33 protein-coding genes are annotated in these 21,879 nt (G+C 43.0%); all 33 read right to left on the reverse strand.

The window, feature by feature from the left end; translation table 11 throughout:
• Positions 1-8: 8 nt before the first annotated feature.
• On the reverse strand, positions 9-590 hold the full coding sequence (locus tag ACIPUA_RS03675) for a hypothetical protein (RefSeq protein WP_449059276.1): 582 nt from the start codon (positions 588-590) through the stop codon (positions 9-11).
• A complete protein-coding gene (locus ACIPUA_RS03680; RefSeq protein ID WP_213637476.1) occupies positions 590-1,186 on the reverse strand; it encodes a hypothetical protein in 597 nt (198 codons plus the stop codon). Before ACIPUA_RS03680 ends, ACIPUA_RS03675 begins: the two co-directional genes overlap by 1 nt.
• A complete protein-coding gene (locus ACIPUA_RS03685; protein WP_449059277.1) occupies positions 1,186-4,137 on the reverse strand; it encodes a phage tail tape measure protein in 2,952 nt (983 codons plus the stop codon). The genes ACIPUA_RS03680 and ACIPUA_RS03685 overlap by 1 nt, the downstream gene beginning before the upstream one ends.
• Complete coding sequence (locus tag ACIPUA_RS03690; RefSeq protein ID WP_449059278.1) at positions 4,130-4,327, reverse strand: hypothetical protein; 198 nt, start codon at positions 4,325-4,327, stop codon at positions 4,130-4,132. Before ACIPUA_RS03690 ends, ACIPUA_RS03685 begins: the two co-directional genes overlap by 8 nt.
• Before the next feature lie 32 nt (positions 4,328-4,359).
• Positions 4,360-4,704, reverse strand: a complete 345-nt coding sequence (locus ACIPUA_RS03695; RefSeq protein ID WP_196723622.1) for a phage tail protein — start codon at positions 4,702-4,704, stop codon at positions 4,360-4,362.
• Positions 4,704-5,165, reverse strand: a complete 462-nt coding sequence (locus ACIPUA_RS03700; protein ID WP_187710565.1) for a phage tail protein — start codon at positions 5,163-5,165, stop codon at positions 4,704-4,706. The genes ACIPUA_RS03695 and ACIPUA_RS03700 overlap by 1 nt, the downstream gene beginning before the upstream one ends.
• A gap of 23 nt (positions 5,166-5,188) precedes the next feature.
• Positions 5,189-5,602, reverse strand: coding sequence for an HK97-gp10 family putative phage morphogenesis protein (locus ACIPUA_RS03705; protein ID WP_196732008.1), 414 nt, complete (start codon positions 5,600-5,602; stop codon positions 5,189-5,191).
• Positions 5,599-5,988: a hypothetical protein gene (locus ACIPUA_RS03710; protein ID WP_449059279.1), complete on the reverse strand. Its 390-nt coding sequence runs from the start codon at positions 5,986-5,988 to the stop codon at positions 5,599-5,601. Before ACIPUA_RS03710 ends, ACIPUA_RS03705 begins: the two co-directional genes overlap by 4 nt.
• Complete coding sequence (locus ACIPUA_RS03715; RefSeq protein ID WP_449059280.1) at positions 5,975-6,301, reverse strand: phage head closure protein; 327 nt, start codon at positions 6,299-6,301, stop codon at positions 5,975-5,977. Before ACIPUA_RS03715 ends, ACIPUA_RS03710 begins: the two co-directional genes overlap by 14 nt.
• Positions 6,301-6,606: a head-tail connector protein gene (locus ACIPUA_RS03720; protein ID WP_109913112.1), complete on the reverse strand. Its 306-nt coding sequence runs from the start codon at positions 6,604-6,606 to the stop codon at positions 6,301-6,303. Before ACIPUA_RS03720 ends, ACIPUA_RS03715 begins: the two co-directional genes overlap by 1 nt.
• Before the next feature lie 97 nt (positions 6,607-6,703).
• Positions 6,704-7,915 (reverse strand): phage major capsid protein, encoded by a 1,212-nt coding sequence (locus tag ACIPUA_RS03725; protein ID WP_449059281.1) that lies wholly within the window; start codon positions 7,913-7,915, stop codon positions 6,704-6,706.
• Between the two features lie 13 nt (positions 7,916-7,928).
• Complete coding sequence (locus tag ACIPUA_RS03730) at positions 7,929-8,573, reverse strand: HK97 family phage prohead protease (protein ID WP_449059305.1); 645 nt, start codon at positions 8,571-8,573, stop codon at positions 7,929-7,931.
• Positions 8,551-9,780: a phage portal protein gene (locus ACIPUA_RS03735; protein WP_449059282.1), complete on the reverse strand. Its 1,230-nt coding sequence runs from the start codon at positions 9,778-9,780 to the stop codon at positions 8,551-8,553. Before ACIPUA_RS03735 ends, ACIPUA_RS03730 begins: the two co-directional genes overlap by 23 nt.
• Positions 9,781-9,782: 2 nt before the next feature.
• A complete protein-coding gene (locus ACIPUA_RS03740) occupies positions 9,783-9,959 on the reverse strand; it encodes an ABC transporter ATP-binding protein (RefSeq protein WP_162598872.1) in 177 nt (58 codons plus the stop codon).
• Positions 9,960-9,968: 9 nt separating this feature from the next.
• Complete coding sequence (locus ACIPUA_RS03745) at positions 9,969-11,699, reverse strand: terminase large subunit (RefSeq protein WP_449059283.1); 1,731 nt, start codon at positions 11,697-11,699, stop codon at positions 9,969-9,971.
• Positions 11,696-12,190: a phage terminase small subunit P27 family gene (locus ACIPUA_RS03750; protein WP_211889040.1), complete on the reverse strand. Its 495-nt coding sequence runs from the start codon at positions 12,188-12,190 to the stop codon at positions 11,696-11,698. The genes ACIPUA_RS03745 and ACIPUA_RS03750 overlap by 4 nt, the downstream gene beginning before the upstream one ends.
• Positions 12,191-12,211: 21 nt before the next feature.
• Positions 12,212-12,730 carry a KilA-N domain-containing protein gene (locus tag ACIPUA_RS03755; RefSeq protein ID WP_449059284.1) on the reverse strand — a complete coding sequence of 173 codons (519 nt, stop codon included), beginning with the start codon at positions 12,728-12,730 and terminating at the stop codon, positions 12,212-12,214.
• Positions 12,731-13,084: 354 nt separating this feature from the next.
• Positions 13,085-13,432 (reverse strand): HNH endonuclease, encoded by a 348-nt coding sequence (locus ACIPUA_RS03760; RefSeq protein WP_166685728.1) that lies wholly within the window; start codon positions 13,430-13,432, stop codon positions 13,085-13,087.
• 17 nt (positions 13,433-13,449) lie between these two features.
• Positions 13,450-13,791 (reverse strand): hypothetical protein, encoded by a 342-nt coding sequence (locus ACIPUA_RS03765; RefSeq protein WP_166685721.1) that lies wholly within the window; start codon positions 13,789-13,791, stop codon positions 13,450-13,452.
• A 542-nt stretch (positions 13,792-14,333) separates the two neighbouring features.
• Positions 14,334-14,588, reverse strand: coding sequence for an Rz1-like lysis system protein LysC (gene lysC / locus ACIPUA_RS03770; RefSeq protein ID WP_432212249.1), 255 nt, complete (start codon positions 14,586-14,588; stop codon positions 14,334-14,336).
• Entirely contained in the window at positions 14,476-14,835 is a 360-nt protein-coding gene (locus ACIPUA_RS03775) for a hypothetical protein (protein WP_166685729.1), read from the reverse strand. Before ACIPUA_RS03775 ends, lysC begins: the two co-directional genes overlap by 113 nt.
• Before the next feature lies 1 nt (position 14,836).
• A complete protein-coding gene (locus tag ACIPUA_RS03780; RefSeq protein WP_166685730.1) occupies positions 14,837-15,319 on the reverse strand; it encodes a TIGR02594 family protein in 483 nt (160 codons plus the stop codon).
• Positions 15,316-15,684, reverse strand: a complete 369-nt coding sequence (locus ACIPUA_RS03785) for a hypothetical protein (RefSeq protein ID WP_166685731.1) — start codon at positions 15,682-15,684, stop codon at positions 15,316-15,318. Before ACIPUA_RS03785 ends, ACIPUA_RS03780 begins: the two co-directional genes overlap by 4 nt.
• On the reverse strand, positions 15,684-16,097 hold the full coding sequence (locus ACIPUA_RS03790; RefSeq protein WP_166685732.1) for a putative holin: 414 nt from the start codon (positions 16,095-16,097) through the stop codon (positions 15,684-15,686). Before ACIPUA_RS03790 ends, ACIPUA_RS03785 begins: the two co-directional genes overlap by 1 nt.
• Before the next feature lie 22 nt (positions 16,098-16,119).
• Positions 16,120-16,368, reverse strand: a complete 249-nt coding sequence (locus tag ACIPUA_RS03795; protein WP_110591881.1) for a hypothetical protein — start codon at positions 16,366-16,368, stop codon at positions 16,120-16,122.
• Positions 16,369-17,538: 1,170 nt separating this feature from the next.
• Positions 17,539-17,808, reverse strand: a complete 270-nt coding sequence (locus ACIPUA_RS03800) for a hypothetical protein (RefSeq protein WP_241098309.1) — start codon at positions 17,806-17,808, stop codon at positions 17,539-17,541.
• 82 nt (positions 17,809-17,890) lie between these two features.
• Positions 17,891-18,328 carry an antiterminator Q family protein gene (locus ACIPUA_RS03805; RefSeq protein WP_166685735.1) on the reverse strand — a complete coding sequence of 146 codons (438 nt, stop codon included), beginning with the start codon at positions 18,326-18,328 and terminating at the stop codon, positions 17,891-17,893.
• 31 nt (positions 18,329-18,359) lie between these two features.
• Positions 18,360-18,899, reverse strand: a complete 540-nt coding sequence (locus ACIPUA_RS03810; protein ID WP_166685736.1) for a DUF968 domain-containing protein — start codon at positions 18,897-18,899, stop codon at positions 18,360-18,362.
• Complete coding sequence (locus ACIPUA_RS03815; protein WP_166685737.1) at positions 18,896-19,282, reverse strand: RusA family crossover junction endodeoxyribonuclease; 387 nt, start codon at positions 19,280-19,282, stop codon at positions 18,896-18,898. Before ACIPUA_RS03815 ends, ACIPUA_RS03810 begins: the two co-directional genes overlap by 4 nt.
• 172 nt (positions 19,283-19,454) lie before the next feature.
• Positions 19,455-19,922 (reverse strand): hypothetical protein, encoded by a 468-nt coding sequence (locus ACIPUA_RS03820; protein WP_240133334.1) that lies wholly within the window; start codon positions 19,920-19,922, stop codon positions 19,455-19,457.
• A gap of 1 nt (position 19,923) precedes the next feature.
• Positions 19,924-20,562, reverse strand: a complete 639-nt coding sequence (locus ACIPUA_RS03825) for a phage N-6-adenine-methyltransferase (RefSeq protein WP_048608715.1) — start codon at positions 20,560-20,562, stop codon at positions 19,924-19,926.
• Entirely contained in the window at positions 20,562-20,810 is a 249-nt protein-coding gene (locus tag ACIPUA_RS03830; RefSeq protein WP_449059285.1) for a hypothetical protein, read from the reverse strand. Before ACIPUA_RS03830 ends, ACIPUA_RS03825 begins: the two co-directional genes overlap by 1 nt.
• On the reverse strand, positions 20,807-21,871 hold the full coding sequence (locus ACIPUA_RS03835; protein WP_449059286.1) for a helix-turn-helix domain-containing protein: 1,065 nt from the start codon (positions 21,869-21,871) through the stop codon (positions 20,807-20,809). The genes ACIPUA_RS03830 and ACIPUA_RS03835 overlap by 4 nt, the downstream gene beginning before the upstream one ends.
• Positions 21,872-21,879 lie beyond the last annotated feature (8 nt).

A 21,879-nucleotide genomic window follows, 5' to 3' on the forward strand; every position in this document is an offset into this window, starting at 1 on the left:
AATGATCTCTACTTATAAATAAATGTTGGTGCATCTTTTTTGCTACCCCAATATATAGCACGCTCAGCCATTTGTGCCACATATCGAAATATGCGATCACCTATATGTCGTTTACTCCATGACTTATCAGTGAATCTGTCAGGTAATCCCTGCGACCATCGCTCAAAACGATTGGATACCGTTACTGAAACTTCATTATCATTACCTGTGGTGACGCCAATATTAGATATTTGCCCTGAAAAAATAATTTCAGCTAATATAGGCTGTCCGTCTTTGCCTAAAGCCACCAGCATGACACTAACATTGCGCCCCCGACTTCGCTCATTCATAACATCCGCGATTAAAAACGAATCAAAACCAGAAAGTGATAAAATAAGCTGCTGAGGACTAGTCGAATTCGTTTCTGAAACGGGCTCAATCTTTCCAAAAGAACCTACTCCAAGATAAACCTCACCAGCAATAATGAGGCTACCAATCCCTGTATGCGCACGTGTAACTCCTGATTTTAAATCTAATTTTGCAGCGACAACCAATTCAGCACCTTCATTTATCGCCCGAACCATGTCATTTGAAAAAGGATGATAGAGCATTACGTTAGCGCCTCCTCCAGTGTGATAGTGACATTTGAAAAGACTCCGGGTCGATATTGGAAATTACCCTGATCATTGCTCGTCAGCTTAAAGATGCCAAATGGCTCAACTGTTTCTATTTTATCATTGAGTGCTGGTGATAAACGCAACATAGGAGAAATAGGGATAATAGCATTTCCATCTTTATCACTAACCACATTTTCGGTAACCATCTTTAATTCATTACTGACAGTAAGATAATCTCCTTTACGTATAACAATCGAATTGGCCAACCACCCTTTAGTTTGCAATGATCTACCTGTTTGATTAGCCAACCCAACCAACGGTGAACCCTTACCCTTCAATCCCTGCCTAACCCAATTACTAATTTTAACTCGTCCACTTTCACCATCCAAAGAGGCTAAAAGAACTTCCAGTTCCCTTGATAATTCCTCCGTCAGATTATTAAAGGTCAATACACATCGCCAGCGACTCCCCGGAAATCTGACAGTTTGACTACTGCCCGTGAATACCGAAGTGAATGTTTTGCTATTGCTGATTAATTGCCAGCTCATACTAGTAGGCACAACTGCGTCAGGCCATTCAAGTATCATGATTACCTCTCTAGTGCCCCTCGAATCTTCCCTTTAGCAAGGAAATCACGTTGTATTTTTGCCAAAGCATCATCAGAACCTTGCTTTGCTCCCATTCTAGCCGCTTCCTGCATAGCATCTTGCAATGCCTGGTCGCCATAACCCGTTAAATGAAAAGTTTGCTGGATGATGATATTAGGTGCTGCTTGTTGCGACTCCTCTAACCCAAGTATCCTCACACCAAGAGAACCATCACGACCACGAGTTAGTGGCATAATGGCTTCTGGCCCAGCCTCCCCCATTAGCCCCATCCCCGGCACACCACCTTTTGCAAAAGGAAATAGTGTTGGTGATTTGACAATACTATTTCTATGCAAACTTAGTCCTGGTGATTCGTAAGTATTACCTTTTGCGTTTGGCTCGGCTTTAAGCCCCATCATGTCACCAAATGCTGTGCCTGTTAAACCTGACTTTAAGGCATTAAAAATCATCATCTTGAGTATCATTTTAGTGATATCATTCACGATAGATTGTGCAAAATCACCAAAATTCAATTTACCCGTTGTCACAAAATCCGCCATCATTGATGACATGTTATCAAGTGAATTCTGAGTAATTGTACGCATTTGTTCGTGAACATTATTAGCCGTATTGCCAAAGTCCTGAACACCTTTAGCCATACCTGCGTAGGCACCTTTCTGTGCAGATAATTTATCTTTGGAGGATTGCCGAGCTATCTCAATCTGCTTTTGCTCTTCGGATGCTAAGAAAGTTGTCTGATCCGCATACAATTGTGTTGTTTTGTCAGAAACTTCTTTGTCCAATTGGTAGCGTTTCTGGCGAAAATCATCACGAATACGCTGCTCCTCCAGCATTAAATCATAGGCTGGCTGGCTCATCGTCATCTGTAATATCTGATTTGTTGCATCTTGGCTTAATTTTGAAGTTTTTTGCATAATCTCAAAATTTTGATCATCAAACTTTTTTCGTAACTCCTTATATTTTATTTCTTTTTCTAACTCTGCATTTTTTATTAACTGCGCCCGAATTTCAGATGAATGGGCTTGAATAGTTTTTTGTCGGGCATTTAAATGCTGCCCTTGTAACCCAAGCAACTCTTGCTCAAATGAAGCAAGTTTACGCTCAGACGCTGTAAGCCCCTCGGTTTCCTCTAACTGAGCACGTAATGCAGCGCCTTGTTGTAAGAGTTGTTCTATACGCTGCTTCCCTTCATCAACAGCGGCGCTACCCCCTGTTTTTTTAGGCGTCGTAAATAACTTATCCAATCCCTTTAGAGCTTGTTGATACTCCGTTGCGGAAATTGTGCCTTTATCAAGCATGTCCTTAAATTGCTTTTGTCTTTCAGCTCGTTCTTTTTGTTGATCGATACCCGCAGAAAATGCTGCATTAAAGTTAATCTGGAGCTTTAAGTTGTCAGTTAAATTTTTTTGTTGTTCAAATTGTTGTTTCTGTCGCTCTTCTTGTTCCTGTTTTAACTTATTAGTTAATAAATTTTTAGTGGCTACATACATGCCTAAGAATGGATCGCTTCCCCCCATATCTAGGTTGCGAATTGTCATGTGTAACCCAGCGTAAGTTTTATCTAATTCCCTAATCCGCTTCTCGTGGTTTTCAGCAAATGCATCACTTTGTTGATGATACTCTTTCATTGCAGCGGTTGCCGCTAATCTAGCTGCACTAGCCGCCTCTTGTTTTTTCCCCTCACGTTCTAGTCTTGCTATCCTTTCCATGGTTTGGGCGTCAATAATATGCCCTGCATCAATTGCCTTTTGCAGCCCCTCAACTGGTCGCTCACCTAATGCCACTAACCTAGAGATCAGTTCATCAACGCTACCACCTGATTTTTCCATCTGAACACCAAGTTCTGACACTTGATGCAATAAATCTCCAGAAAAACCCGCTGAAGCAGCTGCGGTAACTGATTTATAGGCTTCTGCGGTACCACCCAACTCATTGGCAAGATTGCGCAGATCATAGGCGGTTGTTGTTAGCCCTAACCCACCTTTTTGTAAAGCAGCATTAAAGGCCTTTTGGCGTTCTTCAGCTTGCTGATACTGGGAATAAAGATAAGTAAACGCGCCTGCTGATGCCATAATCCCAACACCAACAGCACCCCCCATCATTCCCCATGCGCTTTTGAACAAACTCGCGCTATTAGCTGCGGCACGCTGAGAAAATGTCAGCTCTTTGCTAGCTTCGGATAATTGATTGGTTGCCGTAGTGAGGTTTTTCTTACCTTCGAGTTCGCTTTTATTAGCAGAAACTATTTCAATAGATGCACTTTGTATCCGTTTTTTGGCTTCAGCCTCGGCAATATTGGCTTCACGGATAACCCGAGCATTTTTGGCATGCTCCTCTGCATAACTAACAGAAATACCGTGTTGTTTATTAACTTCGACTTGGCGCTCTAAATATTCATCGAGTGAGAAAGCTTGCTCCCGCCTAGCAATAGCTTCATCTCGCATTTTTGCGGCAAGATTGATTTTTTCTTGAGCACTTTTTCTATCGGCTTGCGCACCTTCAATCTGTGCACGCGATAAATTAATGGCCTCACGAGCAGCCTCTTGCGCGACACGTTGTTGCTCTGCTAAAGAAAACTTAACGTTGTTCACATTTTCTAAAGAGCGTTCAAGCGCAGGAATGAAACCGCCAATTAAACTACTGGTAGCCACATTAGAGCCAGCGGAAACATTGGTTAATGCCGTACGGAGTTGAGCAAACCCCATTTGAGAATGGCGCGCTAGCTGACCAGAAGCGGATAGATCCGCCCCTGCTTTTCGTGCATTAGCTGAAACTTCCAATAATTTAGTGGCGGTCTGCCCGGCATCTTTAGAGGCAGCTTGTGCAAACTTTTTCGATTCTTTACTGGCAGAATCATAGGCATCAAACACTTGGGATTTAAAAGAGGCTGCGTTGAGGTGTAACGCAACCGCTAAACTTGCAACGTCAGCCATTTATCGCCCTCATAACATCATGACACTGCGATTCAATATCAGTGCGAACACTCGCTATTGATGCAGTAGCTTGTTGGTTTTCAGTGGTATTTTCTTGCTCAGGCATAAAAAATGCCTGCCAATGAGTAATAATATTGGCAGGCAATTTAGCAATTTTTCTCGGGTCAGGCTCACCCCATCGGTCAGCCAATTGGAAAATAAACTTAAGATAGGGTGAGTTGGTTAGTTTTTTTGCGCTTCCTCAACGGAGCCATAACTAAATTTTTGCACGAATGACATTGCTGATAACAGGGTCGGTGTGTCGTGTGCCTGAATAAGTTCATCCGCTGTGGGTAGCTCATCACTCGAAAGAGGCTGTCCATCTTTATCACAAATGGCCTTTAAGATAAGTTTGGCACCCGCTTTACTCGCATCAGAACTGAATCCCGTTTTCTGGGCTTCTTGTAAATCATGCTCATACTCATCGAGTTCAGCGATAGTCAAACGACGAATAAAAACTGTTACCCCTAAAATAGGATGTTCTTCAACATGTGGGGACGCTTTCAATAGTGAAGCTTTCAATGACATTATTTTGTACCTCCTGATGCAACTACACCCCAAGTCAGGTTATTTTGCTTACCTTTGACTGAGATCTGGATAACTTCACTTGCTGGCGCACTGATATCTGCCATTTCCCAACCTGATAATGCCAAGATCATCGTCGCAGTACGTTTATTGGGAAGTTCAATGAAGAACTGCACGGTTTCACGCGCCTGTGCCGCATTCAAAAAAGCCGCAAAATCTGCATTTTCAGGATCATCGATAAATCCCAGTGTTTTTTCAGGGCCTTCTGGCATATCAGAAATAAACTGCTTATTTTTATCCTTTAGCGTGGTGCAATCCACAAAGCTACCCGTTAGGCCTGTAGCACCAATGGCTTTACAGTTTTCCAGCGGCTTCAAAGCAGTTGGTAAATCACCCACTTTACCCCATTTAACGATAGTCCCAGCGGGAAGCATGGCGTATTCTGGCGAAGATTTATCAGCCATAATTTTTACTCCAAATAAATGAATTAACGATATTTTTCGATGCTGGCGCGTATCTCAGCGGCTAGCGTGTTTAAAATAAATTGGCGGTTATAGTCCAATGCTGGACGGATGAAGGGATTAGGGATTTGTTTTACTGTGCCAAACTCTTGTGCTTTGGCTTTCATTGCGTGAGCTTTACTTGGCCCTACACGAACGGTCATGACAGATAACGTTTTTTGGTCTTTCATGCGGCTCGTTGTGCGGATCTTGATACTGTCACGCATGTGCTCTGATTCACTGGTTGCATCATAGCCTGCGTGCTGCTTCATATCCTCCAGTACAGGTGCCATCGCTTCACGTCCAGCTTGCCGAAGCACTTTTGTTGTTATGTCTTCCCCTAAACGGTTTAACTCATACTCCAATTCTTTAAGGCCTTTTATCTCAACAGTTACCCTCATTCAGCCCCCTCTGGATAAGTGATAATAAAATCACGCATCACACGCCAAATAACCCGTTTATCCGTCTGCTCTTCTCGGTTCTGCATGAAATTACCTCGCTGAACTGTTTGAACGGGATAACGACCAATATGGCCATGAGTGATGCTTTCCCAAGCATTGAGCACAACCTTTTCAAGCTTTAATGCTTTTGAGTAGTCATTAGGGATTTGAAAAGTAATTTGAAATCGTGCTTGAACTAGGGATATTTTTGCTAGACCGGTCATCATTTTAGGGTCGCTGATGCGCTGATAAGTCACCCCTTCTAATTTGTCGGAAGGTAGCGCAACGGGGTATGCGCTTAATCCTGTTAGTCGTTCTAAATCCGCTTTGATATCAGTTTCTATCATGTCGACTATCGACCTCCGCGGTAATAATTAAACGGTCCGGCTGGTTTCTATCTAATGCGCGTACCGTGAAATTGCGATTTTGATAAGCAATTATCCATCCCTCATTGATATCGTTACGAGACCGAATAGTGAAATGATAAGTTTCAATGACTTGCTGTTGGTCGGCAGTGCGAATTTTACGATTAGACATCGCCTCCGCTTTGGCCCATACATCAGTGACTTTTACTAGCTCTGTCTTAGATTCACCAAATTCGTCTCTGATTTCTTCAGGGCGTGACAAAGTAATGCGCTTATTAAGTTCGCCTGCTAACATTACTTAGCCCTCATGGGTGATATTCGGTAGTCGCTTAACAACTCGTAAAATCCTTGAGGGATTTTCTTTAACTCCCTCGTGTCATACCAAAAACCAACCGCCAGCATTAATGCCAGCTTAATGATCGGTGTTATTGCTATGCCATTTGGGTCATCATCAGGAACGCTATCATCATGTAACGTTCTATTTAAATAATTAGCGGCTTTTTCTTTAGCGGCTGATAAATACCCCAATAAAATGGCATCTTCATCTTCGGTATCAATGCGGCATTGCAGGCGTAACTCCTCTATGGTTGGCAAAGACATTATTCCTCCGTTATATATTATTAAATTGATGCGACTATGTTCGCATCTAAGAGGTATAAAAAAGGCGGCAACTAAGCCGCCATGGATAATATTGTAATTATTTTGCTGCTGGCGCTTTCAGCAACTTCACCGCATTACTATCCGTCATCATTGAACCAACGCGTTTAGTGGTATAGAAATGCACAAACGGCTTGTTGGTGTACGGGTCACGCAACATGCGGACGCCAATACGGTCAAGAATGGTGTAACAACGCTTGAAGTTACCAAATGCAACAGGTGCTGAGTCTGCAGCAACATCCGCAAACTGCTCATTTTCCGCGATGCCGTAGCCCAGCAATGCGGAAGGTTGGCCTAATTGCAAGCCCGGCTGCCACAGGTAATTGCCCTGAGAATCTTTCAGCGTGCGGACTTGGAACAGGGTGTTGTTGTTCATCATGAACTTAGAGCCCAAGCGGTAAGCTTTACGCATGGTGTAAATCAGTTTCATGATTTCATCAGCGGTAATTTCTGTCGGCTTTTTCAGTAACAGATGCTGCAGCTTGCCCCAATCGCGATCTTTATCTGCTTGGTCGTCACTGCCATAGGCTAATAGGCCTTTTGGCTTTTTGACACCATCACCATGAGTGAAAGCCGCTTCTTCTTGCTCAGCAAATTCAATCGTCAGCTCACCCGTAATGAATTGCTCAACATTAAAGAAGGCATCATCAAGCATAACTTGTGTTGCTGCGGGATTTCCGTAAATTTCCCCCCACACTGGCTCAATAGAGGCAAGTTTTGAGGTTGCAGTTTCAGGACGTTTGTCCACCTCACCAACCCAGCCGCTATTCGTACCACCTTGATTCACCAAGCGTTTAAAGTGAGGCGTACCCACTGTAATAACATTACACTCCTGACGCATAACCACTTCATCGCGCAGGGCTGTAATAATGCTGCGATCTAGTTCTTCTGGCACTGCAAAGCCACCGTCGGGATCAGAGCCCGTTTGCATAGCCTTACGCTCTAAATCTGCAAGACCGTCTTCTTTGCCTTTACGAACAAACTGTTCAAAGGCGGCTTTATGCTCAGTCACCTCTTTTGTTGCAGTTACGCTACCATCAGGGCGCTTAATTTCAGCCAGTTCCGCTTCTAAGCTGGTTTTTAATTCATTCAACTCCGATAACTTGCCGTTTAATGAGTCAACTTGCCCTGCAAGTTTACTTTTTTCTGCTTCAATCGCATCGATGCGCTTGTCATTTTTTTGGGTAAACTCTTCGAATTTACCTTTCAGTTCCTGCGCAACTTCACTAACGTCTTTATGATCTACAGCCATAATAGTACCTTTATTATTCAAAAATGGATTTCAATGTGTCGATGGCGTCTTGCTCAGCATCACGCAGAGAAAGTGCCTCGTAGCCTTTAGCCATAAAGGCCTTAGCTTGTGTTCGCGAAAGCCCAACATCGCGCAGGACTCGCTCAATACTTTTTTGTGTGGGTAATTCGCCTCGAGCAAATGCCGACTTCACATCACTGACTCTGGCTTCATCATTTGAGGGAAATGTCACTAAACTGACCTCCCACAAATCGATTTCCTTCAATAAAAAGGCATCTTTATTGCGGTCATACTCCCAATCTTTGAGGATGTATCCAATAGAAAGGCCGGATAGTGATCCGGCCTTCATGTGTGCATGCGCGCGCTTAGATAAGGGGTCGTCATCAATGAGTAATCGCCCTTTGACATAGAGCCCCGTGCTGTCTTCCCGCATTTCGGTATAAATACCAATCGGCTCAGACATTTTGTGCTGCCAAAGCATGGCGGGTAATGACTCTTTTTCTTTCCACTGATTCAGTGAGTTAAGAAAAGCACCCGGCATCACAATATCCGCATAACTATCTTTCACGCCGAAAACTGAGCCATAGCCTTCAAACTCTCCCGAGTCGGTGACTGACTTAATTTTTAGTGGTACATCAAGCCGTTGTTTTGTCATTATCGACATGCGTTTCCCCCTCCTGTTTTGAGGATTCTGGCTTTGTGGTCATGTTCATTGGTGTGAGGTAAATATCACCACCCTCACGTGGGTTTAGCTCTTCCAATTCACGACACTCATTTGGCGAATAAATCCCCCAGTTGATACCCGTTGCATAAGATTCAAATCGCGACTTCATATCACCACGTAGCAGTGCGCCTGTATTAAATTTGGCATAAAAAACACCCTGCTTACTTGATTTAACAAGCCCAGCATTAATGCGCTGTTCGATACGTGTAAGATAAGGAACTAAAGAGTAATTGATAAACCCGATCCCAAGGTTTTCAATATTATTGAACGTGGCCCTATCCGTATTTTGGATCATATGAAGCGGTACACGGAAGATACGACAGATTTCTTCAAGCTGAAATTTTCTCGTTTCAAGAAATTGTGCATCTTCAGCAGACAAGCTAATTTGCTGCCACTTCAATCCCATTTCTAGGATCATAGGTTTATGAGCATTAACTAATCCCTGATGTCTGCCCGCAAAATCTTCCCTTAACCGTTCATAAGCATCATCCTTTAAATATTGGTCTGTTTGTAAAACACCACTGGTTACAGCACCATTACCAAACAATCTCGCGCCATGCTCTTCAGTCGCCAAGCCAAGGCCAACAGCTTGTTTTGCATAAGCGATAGGGCTGAGTCCGGTTAATCCATCTAGTGTGAAAATGCGTACATGCCAAATTTCAGACTGCGTTAATGTTTCACTCTTACCATTTGGAAATGTGACGTTATATTCTGGCTCCCAATTACTGTTTAATTTTGGCGTTACTGAACCGGGATTAAGAGGGAGTAATTCAACAACTTCGCCCAGCGCGTAAACCTTGTAAGCATAAAAATTACCACGCAAACACAAGCAGGCAATTAGCAACTCCCAAAATTCCTGAGAAGTCATGTAGTTATTGGGTTTTACGGATATTAGTTTATGGACTCTTTCTCGTATTGCCCGCTGATTTCCTTTTTCTAGCTGTTCATATAAGGAGCACGGCAACATCCCAACGGATTCTGCTAAAACTCGAACACAACTAAATACTGCGGTTAATTGCATCGCTAACTGCGGACTTACCCGTCTGCCTGAATAGGTATCATAAGAAAGCCCAATTAACTCGCTGAGTTCATGTGAAGTCATCCCCTCATTCGATTTCCGAAATAGACCAGGAAAAAACATAGTTACTCCTTATCATCTTTCGGTTGGCTCATGGATTTTGAAACCAGATATGACCAAAACAAACATAGCCCACCCGCTGTTATATACCCCGCCGCGGGGTAAACTTGCCAAGCACCAAACGATAGTAAACAGGCACCAGCAATCCCAACCAATAAGGCTGTAATTGTTAAAAATTTCATTGAGTTTCCTTAGAGGGATCTTAAACCTCTTGACGATAAAACAGATGAGAGTGTTTCTTCCTGTTCGTTCAGCATAGCCCGACCAACAGCCATAATAAGCGCTACAGCCCCGTCAATTTTATTTTCATTTTGCTCTTTTATAGGCCTAACGACATCATCGTTACCCGGTAAATATTTACCCACCACATTCCCCATACACCATGTCATGATGGGGTTACCGTCATGATGAAAACGCCCTGAAGCAATCGCGGCTTCAAGTTCTTTCATTGGATCAGACATATTTGTGTAGTTTTGAACGATGGTGATAGGGTTTAATCCCTCATCAGCCAGTTGGTGAGATAAGTTTGTTGCACCGTGAGGGTCAATCGGGCTTTCATCAATCGGGTTATTCAAGTTATCTGCTTTGGCATCTTCTAAAATAACGCGATAATCAATTTCAGCGCCATCGGTTAGCTTTAAATGGCCCGTTTCCACCCACTTTCTAAACCGTTCTGCAGTTCGCTGATTTTCAATATCTGAGCTAAAAACAGCGTCATAAGGCACATAAAAGCTCGGAGAGATGCAGTAATAGTGCCGCTTGCCGTCAATTTCACGAGTAAATAACTGAACCCGCGAGTTCATATCCAATTTTCTGGCCAGATCGAGTGCCTGAACACAAGATTGCCCTTCAAACATTTCTAATGTTAGGGTTTTATCTTCACACTCTCGCCAGCTCAACATATTGAAATACGCTGAACGCGCTGAAACCCAGATATTTAAATGCTTTGTTTTGAAGATACTGGCAAGTCGAGGGTTATTTTTTGCTCTGTTTTGCTGGCTAATCAGAAAATCACTGTAGACAGAAACACCCATGTTTGGGTTAGCTTTCTTCAGTGTATTAGGATCTGTCCAATCGTCGCCGTCGTCTACGGTATAAATGACACCAAATAATTCATCATTCGGTACCGTACCATTCAACATTTCAATCACTTCGCGGCGCTTATCGTAACAAGGCCCCTCAATGTTATAACCTGCTGTAGTGATAGCCCACATCAACGGCTGTCGCCTTGCCCCCATTCCCGTTAACATCGTTGTATAAAGCGAATCTGTATCATGTTCGTGATACTCATCGACAATGGCGCAATGGGGCGATTGGCCATCCCCCGGATCACCGATAAGCGGCTCAAACCGCGCACCATCTTCAGGGCGGTTCATGTTTTTTGCATTGACTTCAATACCAAATGCTTCCGTGAGTAACGGTGTTCGCTTGCACATCAATTTTGCAGGCCTGAACACTTCCCACGCTTGCTTTTCGGTTGTTGCGCCTGAGTAAACTTCGGCACCAAATTCGTTATCACATGTAAAACAATACAGTGCGACACCCGCAGAGATAGCCGACTTGCCATTTTTACGGGGGATTTCAGTATAAACTTCACGGAAACGCCTGAGCTTTGTGCCCTTCTGCACCCAGCCAAACGCGCAACAAACGATAAAAAGTTGCCACGGTTCAAGCGTAATAGGCATGCGCTTAAACGCCCATTCCCCCTTTGTGTGGGGTAATAACTGAATGAATTTAGCGGCTTGTTCTGCTAAGTCTTTATCAAATCGATAGCGGAATTTACGCCCTTTCTCTTGGGCCATATCATCAATGTGTCGTTGGCAAGCATCAATCACGTACTGACACGCCACAATCTTGCCGCGCACCACATCACGCGCATATTGATTTGCTGCATTGACGTTCGGGTAAGATTTACGGCTCATGATGAAATGATCCTCATAAAGGGGTTATCTTGTTTCTTTTGCCCTGCCATACCAATTAACCGCTGGCGACTGCTCGGATCTAAACCCAACATTGCGCCAGTACGATCCATTTCACTTTCCTGCTCTTTTTTCGTCGTTAAGTCAGGGTTTTTTATCGGTCCACCGGTTGCACCAGTTAAGCGAGTTCCGTCTCGCATGATTGCAATAACTGCATTGCGCCAAATATGGTAGGCCACACACCAGCGCTCAAGCACCGCAAGGTCGGTAATGCACAGAATACCTTGCCCGCAGAGTTCTTTTATCGTCAGCTCCCACATGACAATGGCTAGCTCTAACTCGTTCTCAGTGAACCAATCAGGTGGTGCCACACCTTTTAGTGGCGTGAATACTGGTTCATCTTTATTTAATGCACGTTTCCCCGGATTGCCGGCCAATTCTTTTCTGGCCGTAGGCTTCGGGCGACGACCAGATTTGCCCGGAGTGCCAGCCATAACAGAACCTCCAATAAAGCATTAATAATCATCAATGCCCGGTAAGTAGATTTGTGCTTCAGAAACAATTCGCTCTCTTGCGGTAAGCAATAATTGTTTACGTCCACCCGATCCCCAATTGGCCATTATTCTTGCACAACCGCTGACATTTTTGGTTTCAGTGTTGATGATGTGGTCCAGCTTGTTTAATCGAGCCATAACATCAAGGCCTTTTCTTGCAGCATCCTTGAATGTGTTATAAACAAGAATCTCAAATTCGGGTTTTAGCCAAGCGGCGTATCGTATAACCACCAACTCAAGCGCCCACACACCATGATTAAGCCCACCGTTAATGACTTTTACCGCAGTGCAATTTTGCATTGCGCTTAATTTATCGACAAATGCCTTTACCTGTTTGCTTCTCAGAAACTGGCTAGGGTTTTGATTTTCTCTTGCCTCCCCATTAATTACTGCGGAGGCATGCAAATCATTCAGGCTGTATCTACCTTCATTATCAACTCTGACAGATACACCATTAACGCTTACTCTTGGATATTGCATAATGTTTACCTTACTTAGCAATGAACCTTGCTGCATAGGAAACCAGCCCATCGAAGCAACATCAGCTATAACTGATCACCTCAAGGCTCATTCCTAAGTACAGGTTCGATGTTTAAAAATAACGGCGCATGCAGTGCACCAAATGACGGGTATAAAAAAGCCCCGCGATTGCGAGGCTATTGATTTTTAATACATAAATTAGGCTAAACTATCAGCCAGTTTTAATTTCATTTTTCGCGGATATAAAAATTCACCTGAAGCGGCAGTCCTAGAGGGCGAGAGGGGTAGAGATTTTACCCGCCCCTCCCATAGATGATAATTATTATCATTCATGTAAATGTTCATATATAACAGCTACTTGCGTAATCGTTCAGTTGCTGTCTTTCTTTTATGACAAGGCCAGCACAGTGATTGCAAGTTACTCTCATCATCAGTACCACCATGTGCTTTAGGTATGATATGGTCGACAGTCTTGGCTTCTACAGCTCGAGGCAGGCAGTTTTGACAAAGGTGTTTATCACGCTGAAGGATGCGAGGGCGTATCTTGTCCCACTTGGAACCGTAACCTCGCTCATGCCTGCTCTTGCCGGGCTGGTGGTTTTCCCATCCTGTACTTATATGATCTTGGCAATAACCACTACGGTCAGTGGTTGTCTTGCTGCACCCGTGCTTTCGACAAGCGCGGGGAATGCGTGGTGGCATGTTCAATACCTCGCTTTCTATCGCATAGCTCGGTACAATGGACCACCTTGCGCTGCATCTTTAATAATGACTTCTTTGATAGCTGCCACTAAAGCTTCGTCTTGGGCTTTAATTGCTTCAGTCCCTTTTTCCACCGCCTCTCCTAGTGATGTAATAAATGAACTACTATCAAGGAAAACCTCACCTGAGCTAATTGTGCGGAATTCATTGATACTAAAGCCTACGCTTGTTGTCTGCTTCAGCCCAGTGCTGGACATCAGCCCTTCAATGCGCTTTAGTTGCGCTTCCAGCTTATCTAAGTCAGAGCTATCGACTGATATCTTTATAGATAGGGTGGCTATTTCTTTTTTATCTGACATGACTGTCTCCATATATGAAAAGGCCACCAGTGATTAGCTGATAGCTAAAGATAAATTGACTAAAAAACGGAGCTGTGTATATTTACGCCTGATTAGAATAAAATGAACAATATGATTACATTAAGCCCCAAGCATGCTGGCTCGGGGCCTTTTTTTTATCTCTAATCTATTTAATAATCACCAATATAATTGCACGTTTGAAATAACCTGCTAGGCTTAACGCTGATATTCATCGTAAAGCAATACTTTAGCCTACCGCTGTGTAGGCTTTTTTTTATTTGCATACGCGTTTTTCAATATTCTTTTCCGTATTTCGTAACAATTTATACCTAGATTATTTAACTTATACTGGTAGTATTCACGCGCCCATTTGACATTTGGGCTATTCATATAATTATTAATACCCATTCCTAGCATTGCCCCACGCCAACGAGGGGCTTTTTTTATTCTTTCGGAATACTTTTATCCAACTCTTCACGGAATTGAGCTGGTTTATCGAAGCCTTGTGTTGCCATGATATTTCTCCATTAAAAAGCCCCTAATTACTTAGAGGCTCGTTGTTGTTCAATTTCCCGTATTGCTTTCTTATCCAAGTTGCACTTTGCTATTGATTTCATGGCATCAACGAGCAACTGTGGCATATCTTTCCAGTCCATATGCTCTGGTACATCAGGCTGAGGACAATCAGCGGTTAATTGCGCTGGTATCGGTACTGAATGAACGGGAGTCAATACCTCTTTTGTATTTCCGCAGCTCACTAACAACATCATCGGGAACAGCAGTATTAGCGCACTCATTGTCTTTGAGCACTGTTTTGATAACAGTCTTAACTTTGACATGTTCTGAGTCCTCTAATTGCTTTGCTTTGATATTATCGAGTGATACTTGATAGTGAAGAGTGATTGCTGATTGGGTTACTCTATTTAGTAGCTGGCTTACAGATAGTTGGTTATTGAGATTTTCAATTTTTCCACCTTGCCAGCCAATAAAGACTGTCATAAACAAAATGACAGCTACGCAAATTATCGTTTCACCGAGTTTCATATCACGACTCTTTCACTGACAGCGCAGCATCACCAACTGGTATCGGTCGATTATCGATTTCAACGCCATCAGGCCAGCGATAAGCAACAACTCGGTCAGTCCCAAACGCTTTGATGTTTACTGCGTCTGATTGATTACCACCCAAGATAAGAAGCGAGCCATTTTCAGTTTTACCAACACAGAAACCAACATGCCCACCGCCTGAGCGTGAGAAGCGAACAATGCAGCCATATTTAGGCTCTGTTAGCTTTTGCCCGAAAGTATCAAATGAACTTGAAGCATCTTTGCGAGGGGATTTAATACCAGCACGCTCTAACATGGCATTAACAAAACCAGCACACCACGGCACTTTACGTGCAGTACCAACCAATCCACGTAACTTGCTATCAATCCACATTTGATCTACGGCTTTCGAACCTTCAGCGGTATGTTCAGAAACGCCAATTTCTTTTCTGGCTTCAGTTAGCCATTTAGGTTCAGTCATTTTTTCACCATAAAAGTAAAAGGCCGCTTAATGAGCAGCCAGATTGATTTGATTCGGGCTAATAGCTTACTAATGACGACTACCGACATGATGTTTCCACCAGCAGAGAAGATAACGGTAAATAAAACGCCACTAAACAATACATCTGATGATGCTGCTATACGCTCGCCCACCGCCGTTTGATAAATTTGATAAACCCAACAAACAAATAAGACGGTGCCAATAATCGAATCCCGACGCTTAGCGTAACGACATAAAAACACCGTGATTGCCGAAGCGGACTTAAACAAAATATCAGCAGTCCCTAGTGGGTGAGTATCTATCCAGCGGGCTATATCCATAAAAATCGTTAAGAAGGCATCCATCAGTTACCCCCTTTATTTCGCCAATCTTTAATGGCTTGTACGATACCACTGAAGTTTCGGTCTATTGATGCGGCAATACGACTAAACAACTTTCTAAGGTTGTCTTTGTTTGCAGCTAGCACCAAAACGGGGATTAATAAAGCCGAAATAATAATGGCTGTTATCTTAGGGCTAATTTCCCATTGCCATACCTGAGCAATAAAATCCGAGGCTTCTTTAGCAATGAGGATCCCCGCACCTAACGCCAAAATAAAATGAAGTATCTTTCGTCGGTTATTATCTTTGGATGCAATGACGGAAACTGATGCGCCTATAACTGCGCCTAGCACAACGCCATAGTCGGCACCAATAAGGAAACCGCCCATCGCGCCACCGCCAGCAGCACCGAGGGTTATCCCTATTGATGTGCTCATAAATTATTTGTTCTCTTAACAGTTAATGAGAAGGTGTTTTACCTCTGCAGATAACTCGAACCGTATCGCCAGTTACCGTCGTAATGTAGGCATGATCTGTTCGTTTGATATCAAATGCAGGAACACCGTCTTTTGTTGTGTATTCCAGTCGAGCAACTATATCGGGATTATCGACTACTGGATAAAACTCAAGTCGGTACATTTTTCCCAAATAATGTGACTCCTCAACTTTACGGCCATTACGTTCTGTCATTAATTTAAGTGCGTACATAGTTACGTTCCTTAGTGCGTGGGTAATAGAAAATCCACCAGCTACAGTAGCTAGTGTGGGTTAATGAATTCAGTTGATATTTAGGTTAAGTTAGAGGTTCAGCCCTATGTGACTTACCGAAGGGATGGCTGATTAACTTCGGTGGAGAATATTAATAGTGCAAGCTAAATGTTTAGCTCTTCAACACACAATTTCCATCTTGTTGCATTTTTTGCCTGATGACAAAAAAAGCTTTAGCATACTCGGTCATTGAAAGTATCAAAGACCGAGATTATGAATCCAACCTCTTAAGTGTAGATCCCACTTTATCAGAGGAAACCGCCAAGGAGTTTTCTAGGAAAATACAGTCTACTTATTCTGATATTCTGGAGTCTGCTCGGGGCTTGGATGAGACCTATCGTTTAAGTGATGTTGAATAGCTATATTAAATCCTTACAATGCGGCGTTAGATGCCGCATTTTTCATGGCCTCGTATAAATTTTGTTCATTATCACTCTGGGCACTCATAACTACCTCTCTTAAATAGAAAAAGGCCACGCAATGCGCAGCCCTTGGAATAATTTTTGGAATATTTTGTTGTTCGAAATGGTGTTGTGGAGGCATACGCTGAGAGTGTATGCGTTCAGGTTCCCCATGGCGTGTGTGCTTCTATCCTGATAAGTACAGATAACCCATGCGAGTTAGCCAATCAGCCTTGGCATTCTCCACAATGAAAACCCTACTCGCTTTAGTGCCACTATGTGCAAGATAGAAGCTAGCAAATAGAGTTTTCATTATGTGAACTGAATCGCTTTTATATATTTACCTTAAGTCAACTTAGTGGTATAAAAACTCATCAAGCATTGTTGGTTCCATTTTATTGGCTTCCCAGTAATTTAATTTATGCCACCACCGAAAGGTGGTATTTTTTTGCCAAAAATAAAGCCCCACCGAAGTGGAGCCTTATTTATACATCGCACATATTATTCATAAACATTTTGTGATTTTTTTGGTAATTAAACAGTCTGACTGATGTTCGTCGAATTACCTTTGTTCAATAATAATAGACTAAAATTTAAACTTATCCTTTGATGATTGTCACAGTATGACCACCCACTTCTGATATCACTTTTTGTTATTTGTGCTCTGCCGTTGAATGGTCGTACCGCTCACATACGCAACAATGGCGATTCAAGTATTGCTCGGCTCGCCCTCAAATTTATCACTCAAAGCTATGCCATCTGGCAAAAGTGCCCACGCAACATAAAAACTATGAGGGCTCATTATCTCACCGGGTGAATAGTAAATTCCGATAAAGCAATCATCTTCATCTTTATCGACTTGAATATATCCAATATGCCAACCATCGCACGGATTAAGTACAATAACCTCTTTTCCTTCTAAATCTTCAGTTGGTAATTCGCTGGCGGGTCTGAACACTAATTCGGTAGGTATTTGCATTATTGAGTCCCAGAAAGCAAAAAACCCCGCACAAATGGCGAGGTTTCATTCTATAAGTTAGGTGACAACGTATTCACTCTTATCACAATAACATCGAATTTGCGTAGCGCACTAATACTTTTTTACTATCTATCGCTTTTACTTTGTTAATAACCTCAGAGTCCATTTCTAGGGTTACACCCAGCATGGCTAAGCAACCATCCACAAAGCCTTCAGCAACTTGCATCATTTGCCTAATTCGCCCCTCACTCATTTTCCATTCCTTAGCAATATTGCGTTTTGACACCCCATAAAGGTAATGCAACACAATTAACTCTAGCTCTTCCTCTTTTCTAACCTGCCGTAGCTTCGCAATAACGCTATCTATAATTATTCCGTCATCATCACTGCATGACTCTCTTGATGGTTCCTTGTTTGCAATTAGACCTTTAAAGCCTGCAGCAATATGGGAATAATCGATGCTCGGATTATCGCTCGTCCACCCTGCCCATTTTTGTAGAACCAACTGAATATCTCTCATGCAAAAAGTCTCCTGCGTTCCGCACAACGCATTAACCAAAAACACCCAGTGCCGCTGAACGGTCTAGGAATCGAAATAAAAAATATAATTGGCTTCCGTGTTCGCTTTCCCACCCATTTGGATCCTTATGCAACTCGCTGTGGTGAATACGGCACAATGGGATAGTGAACAAATCATGGGCCTTAGTGCCCATTCCACCCTGACCATGACCGATTAGGTGATGTGCTTCGTGCGCGATGGAATTACAGACACAACATGGTTGTGATTTTACCCACTGCAGGTAGTTATCATTAATCCAGCGCTGTAATTTAGGCTTCAACATCAAACTAGCTGGTGGCTCGGGGTTGATGGTTAAATTTAATACAGGTTTTGATGCTCGCTCATCATTTACTACGTCGCTGAGGTATTGGTCAGCAAGAGAGATAAGGCCTGATGGTTGATGCTTTAATTCATCAGGTAATGTTGTTATCAGCATTCTGCCATTAAACAAATTTAGGCTTACTCCTGGTTTAAACATCACAGCATTAACTTCAGGAATAATGATAGGGGTTAATATCCATTTGTGGCTCATGATATTTTCTCCACCGTTGTGTTAAGGGGCTTTATCTCAATTTCAAATCGACCACCCTTTACGACTTCATGCCATTCAATGACAGCACGTCTAACCTGAACGTCATCACTCCAAACCCCAGCATGTGTTAATGCATCGAAGGGGGCTTTCAAGTAATTATCAATATCCATTCGACGCTTTGACGGTGGGTACATCCTCACAATGACAGATACATGCTTAGTGATTGCCTTTGGTCTTTTGCGTAGTTGTTCATAGATTGCTGCAGCTGCATTTGCCCGAAATGCACGCCCCTTTGCACTAATTAACGTTTTACCGTTAATGTTCCGCCAGCAAGCATTAACACTAGGTGGAAATGGGAGTATTAAAGTAATTGAAGAATTCATTTTGATACCACCTCATTCCAAATTCTTACCGCTTCTGTCCTATCATTTATTGCAGGGCTTTTTTTACCGCAGCTATGACAATAAACATAAAACCAAGTGCGGTATTCGAGGGTAAGAATATGCAGATCTTCACTGCCGCATTTGCATTGGTGAATTTCTGGCATTTTGTTTTTCACGCCCTAACCCCCACCAAAAGTCTATCTAATTTCTTCAGCGTCTCGCTCCCCATATCGCCTATGTAAGCTTTTTCAACAACTTTAATCCCACACTCAAATTGAGGCTCGGGCTCGCACTTCTTGATTTCGTCCACTTTTTTAGGCTCGGATAGTGGCTGTATTTTAAGCTTTTCTGCCCTCTCTGGTTTTTCCTTCTCCTCTAATTTTGTCTCCCACATTGCTTTTAGCTTTGTAATTGCGTGGGGATCAATGCTGTATTGCTTTGACCTCTGCTTAGTTTTCCCTGCAGGGAAATTGCCGACATATTTTATGCAGCCAATTTTTTCCAGCATTTCAAAAGTTCGGTGTGCAGCGGATGGTGAATAACTAGCAACATTTTTTAGGATCGCTGCATTTATTGTTTTAAATTCGCGTCCAATCCTAATGACTTCAATTCCTTGCGTGTATTGGTATTCAGTTATCATTTTATGCAGCCACCCTCTTCGCTAACCACCTAACTTGCTCTATGAATATTCTGCCTCGTTCCTCTAGATCCTCACGCTTGATATAATCAAATGGTTTACCTGTCCATGACTTATCAAAAACGACAATAGCGCCAGCAAAGAATGCCCCCGTTGGCTTCTGTTTATCATCTGATGGGTTAAACCACGCAGGGAGCTCAAACCCAATACGACCGCGAATGAAGCAAACATGATCTGCATTTTCTGGCCACCAGCTTTCACTTGTTGCCGCCTTCAGAAGAAAAACATAGCGACCGCCTTTCTCTCTCATTGCAAAGGCGTGGTTCATTATGTGGCCAACACCCGTTATAGCCTGTTTTTCGTGATATGAACTGCGTGAATATGGTGGATTACCAAATGCAGCACCGCCAACTTCTTTTAGCTTTTCCGACCAATCTTGAGTTAAAGCATTATCTTCTGCAGTGTAGAAGTTAGGTGCCTTAGTGTTTTTACCGTCAGTAAATAAATCGAGTTTGAATAACCCATATATCGAGCTGATACCCCAGTACAATTCATCGGGTGTACACCACTGATCCCCAATCTCATTAAGCTTATGTCGTGGTTTAGCTTTAAGCGCCTCGAGGCTTTGAATGTATTTATTCATCAGATAGCACCTCGCTGCTGGTGGGATTTAACATACTCGCGCATATGCTTATAACGCTGCTGAACTTGAAAATGGTCAGCATGATGGTTTAAGTGGCGAAACTTCCTGCAACTCACTAAATCACAACGGGATTGATTCCATCTGTTACGAAGCTTGCGAATAGTGCGCCATTTACGTAGCTGTTTGAACATGGCAATCATGCCTAGCACGTCAACGCCATAGATTGTTTTAGTTTCACTACGCATCATGCTGTCACCTCTTTCGCTGCTTGCTCTGCTGCTTGTTGCCAAATGCCTGCCCATGCCTTGCGGCCTACAAAATCCGACATGTTACGAACACCCTGTTTGCCCGCTAATTCAGCTGCAATTTCTTCAATACGGTTTTTAGGGGTTAGTCTGGAACCAATGATCCGTGTGTAAGCATTGTCACGTTCTACTGGGTCTACACTCACTTTTTGTCCACTGGCAAATTTAACAATGACCTTTTCCCATTGCTCGCGGAGCTTGGAGGGGCATAAAATGACTGAATGCCAGAAATCATCGAGGGTAATGCGCTTGTAGAGTTGGCAAATTTCCTTGTGGCTGCGCCCGTCAATTTCACGCATCAGTCGAACGGTATTCGACCATTCAGTGAAGTTAGGCTTATCAGGCTCACCAATACCACGCTCTTGAAATAACCACTGCTTCCGTTCAAATAGCCATTGGGCGCACTCTAGGTCTTTTTCCGTTCCCCATTTTTTGAAGTTAGCGCTGTAAATCACCGCCTCTGGGTAACGATTTAAAAAATCAATTTTTGACTGGTCGCTGGATTCGTTAGAATTCTGCGACGAAGAGTTAGTTACTGATGGATCTTGTTTTGAAGTTACTGACGGATCGCCCCCAGATTCTGGTGGGTCAAAACGGTTATTTTTGCTTGATTCTGACGGGACAGATTTTGATGCAACAGAATTTGACGCATCAGGTTTTGAGGGGGCAGAATTTGACGGGTCAGATTCTGCTGGTTGAGAAAGCGCAGCCATTGCCGCTGAAGCTAATTTATCAACATTTAATTGATAGATATTGCTCGCATTGCGGTTACCTTTACGACGCTTCTCTCTGGATAACCATCCACCCTTTTCTAAATCTTTTATTGCTGTACGAACAGTGCTTTCACCCGCACCAATTTGCCGGGCAATTGTCGGTACTGATGGCCAACAAACACCATCATCATTTGAAAAATCGGCGAGACGGGCCATTATCGCAACAGAGGTTATTTTCAAACCTGCACTTGCGCAGCCATCCCAAACATAACTTGATAGTTTTACGCTCATGCTGCTAC

This window comes from Providencia sp. AGC89 (assembly GCF_053543535.1).